This is a genomic window from Candidatus Dormiibacterota bacterium, assembly GCA_036495095.1.
In the GTDB taxonomy this organism is placed as follows: Bacteria; Chloroflexota; Dormibacteria; order Aeolococcales; family Aeolococcaceae; genus CF-96.
In genome coordinates, this window is sequence record DASXNK010000091.1 from 1 (window position 1) to 4,180 (window position 4,180).

2 protein-coding genes are annotated in these 4,180 nt (G+C 68.3%); both read right to left on the reverse strand.

The features are described from left to right. Positions 1 to 2,062, reverse strand: a 2,062-nt coding sequence (locus VGL20_09740) for a DNA-directed RNA polymerase subunit beta' (protein HEY2703960.1), incomplete at its 3' end; no start/stop codon positions are given. A gap of 124 nt (positions 2,063 to 2,186) precedes the next feature. Next, a partial coding sequence (locus VGL20_09745) for a DNA-directed RNA polymerase subunit beta (protein ID HEY2703961.1) occupies positions 2,187 to 4,180 on the reverse strand: 1,994 nt, incomplete at its 5' end.

Genomic DNA, 4,180 nt, shown 5'->3' on the forward strand with positions numbered 1-4,180 from the left:
CGGTCATCTCCTGGGTCAGGTAGTACGAGCCCAGGACGATGTCCTGCGAGGGCGTGACCACCGGCCGGCCATCCGACGCGCTGAGGATGTTGTTCGACGACATCATCAGGTTCTTGGCCTCGGCCACGGCGCCGCTGAACAGGGGCACGTGGACGGCCATCTGGTCACCGTCGAAGTCGGCGTTGAAGGCGGTGCAGACCAGCGGGTGGATCTGGATGGCCTGACCCTCGACCAGCACCGGCATGAACGCCTGGATGCCGAGTCGATGCAGGGTCGGGGCGCGGTTGAGCAGCACCGGGTGCTCGTGGATGACCTGGTCGAGGACGTCCCACACCTCGGGCCGCACCCGCTCCACCATGCGCTTCGCGCTCTTGATGTTCTGGGTGTAGTTCTGGGCCACCAGCTCGCGCATCACGAACGGCTTGAAGAGCTCGAGCGCCATCTTCTTGGGCAACCCGCACTCGTGGAGCCGCAGCTCCGGACCCACCACGATCACCGAGCGGCCGCTGTAGTCGACGCGCTTGCCGAGGAGGTTCTGGCGGAAGCGCCCCTGCTTGCCCTTGAGCATGTCGGAGAGCGACTTCAGCTTGCGGTTGCCGGTCCCGGTGATGGCACGGCCGCGGCGCCCGTTGTCGATGAGGGCGTCGACCGCCTCCTGGAGCATGCGCTTCTCGTTGCGCACGATGATCTCCGGGGCGCCGAGCTCGAGCAGCCGCTTCAGCCGGTTGTTGCGGTTGATGACGCGGCGGTAGAGGTCGTTGAGGTCGCTGGTGGCGAAGCGCCCGCCGTCGAGCTGCACCATCGGGCGCAGCTCCGGGGGCACCACCGGCAGCACCTCGAGGATCATCCAGGAGGGCGACGTCGACGACTTGCGGAAGGCCTCGACCACGCGCAGCCGCTTGATCGCCTTCTGGCGCCGCTGGCCGCTGGTCGACTTCGACTCCTCGCGGAGGCGCATCGACTCCTGGCCGAGGTCCATCTGGTTGAGCAGCTCGCGGATCGCCGAGGCGCCGATGCCCGCCTTGAAGACCTTGCCGAACTTCTCGATGTACTCGCGGTACTGGGTGTCGGTGAGGATGTCGCGGACCTGGAGGGCCTCCAGCTCCTGGCGCTGCTTGTCGATCTGCTCGCGCATGGTGGCGAGCTCGTCGCGGCCGCTGAACTCGGCCTCGGCGCGGCGCCCCTCGAGCTCGGCGCGCCACTGCGCGACCTCGGCTCCGGCGGCGTCCTCCTCCTCCTGGATGCGGCCGGCGATCTCCGTCTCGAGCTCGGCGCGGCGCGCCGCCGCACGTGCGGAGACGTCGACGGCCACGTCCTCCTCGAGGCCGGTGCCCCTGGGCACCACCACCTCGGAGACCACGCCGTCGCTCAGCGAGAAGTCGGCGGGCGCCTTCTTCCCCTTGCCGGTGCGCACCCGGTCCTCGATGTCGGCGGCGCTCTCCTCGAGGGCGGCGATCCGCTCCTGGAGGGAGGCCTGCAGCCGCTCGCGCTCAGCCGAGGCGGTCTGCTCGCGCTCGCCGATGCGGGTCTCGACGTCGCTCCGGTAGTCGTCGACCGAGGTCTGATGGCGCTCGCGCAGCGCCGTCACCCGGTCGTCGCTGTCGGGGTCGAGCTTGGCGAGCATGTCCTGCCGCGCCTTCTCGTCCACGTGGGTGACGATGTAGTTGGCGTAGTAGAGGACCTTCTCCAGGTTGCGCGGGCTCATGTCGAGCAGGAGACCCATGCGGCTGGGGATGCCCTTGAAGTACCAGACGTGCGAGACCGGCGAGGCCAGCTTGATGTGGCCCATGCGCTCGCGGCGCACCTTGCTGCGGGTCACCTCGACCCCGCACTTGTCGCAGATGATGCCCTTGTAGCGGTAGCGCTTGTACTTGCCGCAGTGGCACTCCCAGTCCTTGGTGGGACCGAAGATCTTCTCGCAGAACAGGCCGTCGCGCTCCGGCTTCAGGGTTCGGTAGTTGATCGTCTCGGGCTTGGTGACCTCACCATGCGACCACGAGAGGATCATCTCGGGGCTGGCGATACTCAGTCGGAGAGCGTCGAAGTTCTCGAGCTTCAGCACAGTGTCATTGCACCTCTACGTGCCTCGGAGGACGCCGACGTCCCCCGGGCATCCCGGGCAGCTGCGTAGTCCCGCGTCTCGCGGGTGGAAGTGGTGAACGGGTTCCTGGTCAGCGCGATCGCCCTCAGCGAACCGTCTCGGTGTCGACCTCGTCGCGCTCGTCGCGCTCGAGGTTGATGCCGAGGTCGAGCGGGATGTCGGGGATGTCCTCCTCCCCCAGCACGATCTGCTGCTCGTCGTCGGACATGATCTCGACCCCCAGCGCAAGGCCCTCGAGCTCCTTGACGAGGACCCGGAACGACTCGGGGATGCCGGCCTCCAGGGTGTTCTCACCCTTGACGATCGCCTCGTAGGCCTTCACCCGGCCCACGATGTCGTCGGACTTGACGGTGAGGATCTCCTGGAGGATGTGACTGGCGCCGTACGCCTCGAGCGCCCAGACCTCCATCTCGCCGAAGCGCTGACCGCCGAACTGCGCCTTGCCTCCCAGCGGCTGCTGGGTGACCAGGGAGTACGGGCCGGTGCTGCGCGCGTGGATCTTGTCCTCGACGAGGTGAGCCAGCTTCAGCATGTAGATGAATCCGACGGTGACGTCGCGGTCGAAGTGCTCGCCGGTCCGGCCGTCGCGCAGGCGCTGCTTGCCGGAGCGCGGCAGTCCGACCCGCTCCAGCTCGTTCTCGATGGTCTCCTCGGAGGCGCCGTCGAACACCGGCGAGGCCACCTTCAGCCCGAGGGCGGCGGCGGCGTAGCCGAGATGGGTCTCGAGCACCTGGCCGAGGTTCATGCGGCTGGGCACGCCCAGCGGGTTGAGGACGATCTCCACCGGGGTGCCGTCGGGCAGGTAGGGCATGTCCTCGATCGGCAGGATGCGCGCGATGACGCCCTTGTTGCCGTGGCGACCGGCCATCTTGTCGCCCTGGCTGATCTTCCGCTTCTGGGCGACGTAGACGCGCACCAGCTCGTTGACCCCGGGGGGCAGCTCGTGGCCGCTCTCCCGGCTGAACTCGCGGACGTCGACGACGATGCCGCGCTCGCCGTGGGGCACGCGCAGAGAGGAGTCGCGGACCTCGCGCGCCTTCTCACCGAAGATGGCGCGGAGCAGGCGCTCCTCGGCGCTGAGCTCGGACTCGCCCTTGGGGGTGATCTTCCCCACCAGGATGTCGCCCGGGTGCACCTCGGCGCCGACGTAGATGATGCCGCGGTCGTCGAGGTTCTTCAGCGTCTCCTCGGAGACGTTGGGGATGTCGCGGGTGATCTCCTCGGGGCCCAGCTTGGTGTCGCGGGCCTCGATCTCGAACTCCTCGATGTGGATCGAGGTGTACTTGTCCTCGCGCACCACCGACTCGCTGATGAGGATGGCGTCCTCGAAGTTGTAGCCCTCCCAGGGCATGAACGCCACCAGCACGTTGCGGCCGAGGGCCAGCTCACCGGCGTCGGTGGAGGGGCCGTCGGCGAGCACGTCACCGACGTCGACCCGCCGGCCGGGGGTGACGATGGTGCGCTGGCTCAGGCAGGTGCCCTGGTTGCTGCGCACGAACTTGTGGATGCCGTACCAGGTGTCGGGGGAGCCGTCGTCGGGGCGGACCAGGATGCCGTAGGGCGAGTCCTGGCCGCTGCGCACCCGGATGGTGGTGCGGTCGTCGGCGGGCGGCTCCGGGTACCCGACCGCGGCCACCGTGCCGGCGACCCGGTTGATCACCAGCTCGCCGCTGTTGCGGGCGGCGTGCACCTCCATGCCGGTGCCCACGATCGGCGACTCGGTGACCAGGAGCGGCACCGCCTGGCGCTGCATGTTCGAGCCCATCAGCGCCCGGTTGGCGTCGTCGTGCTCGAGGAAGGGGATCAGCGCCGTGGCCACGCTCACCGTCTGCTTGGGGGAGACGTCCATGTAGTCGACGTCGGTGATCGGCTGGTCCTTGTAGAGGTGGTGGCTGCGGCAGGTGGTGTGCGGCGAGGTGAAGTGCCCGCCCTCGTCCACCGGCGCGTTCGCCTGCGCCACCGTGTACTTGTCCTCCTCGTCGGCCCGCATCCAGACGACGGTGTCGGTGGCCTTGCCGTGCTTGATCTTGCGGTAGGGGGTGATCAAGAAGCCGTATTCATCGACGCCGCCGTAGATGC